General features: G+C 52.5%; 1 protein-coding gene. It reads right to left on the bottom strand.

Annotated features, from left to right (window positions below; all coding sequences use genetic code 11):
• Positions 1–405, bottom strand: a 405-nt coding sequence (locus tag NRB16_RS28840; RefSeq protein ID WP_257107557.1) for a hypothetical protein, incomplete at its 3' end; no start/stop codon positions are given.
• Between the last annotated feature and the right edge of the window lie 277 nt (positions 406–682).

Raw genomic sequence — 682 nt, 5'->3', positions numbered from 1 at the left:
ATAGCGCAACTCGAACGTGCCTTCCAGAGCAAAATTCGAGCTTTTGAAGTCCAGCTGTTTGGGAAAGTCAGCCGCGTTTATAGGCCCGGGAAACTGAATCGTCTGGACCTCTGCCCACGTGGATGAGGTCGCCAGCTTCCACTCGAAATACAGGGTATCCACATCACCGGCCACGCTTGCATAGTTGGGCCATAACGCGATGGTAATGGGCATATCCTTTTCCTGATCTTCCCGCGGAACCAGGTCGGCAAAATCCGGATCCCCGCCCCACCAGGAAGGATGCTCAGGAGCAGCCAGATTGGCGAGTACAGATCTTCCACCTCGTGCCTGACTGGCCTTTCTCATGTATCTGGCCAATGCCCGCTCGATGGTTTTCGTCTCTTCGCTGGGTGTAGTGTTCGTCATGTCGCTCTCCTTGAGACGGGTCATGCTGAATGACTCAAAGCATCCTTTCTTACAGCTGCACAGTCCGCTCTTTCATGCAGAAATTTTAATGAAGCCGGAATAAACATATAAAAACAGACTCAATGACGCGCTCGCTACTTGCTGACGGTTCATGGCCCACAGATATCACCGCCCGGCAAAAGTCTGTTGAACTTCACCAGTCCTTCCTCTGATCGCCCCGACTGTCCATTGCCTTTCAATAACACATAGGTCGCAATACCCGACCCTTCGACCATGG

The organism is Pseudomonas sp. LJDD11, from assembly GCF_024584215.1.
Classification (GTDB): Bacteria; Pseudomonadota; Gammaproteobacteria; order Pseudomonadales; family Pseudomonadaceae; genus Aquipseudomonas.
This window is presented reverse-complemented; position numbering and strand designations above follow the sequence as displayed.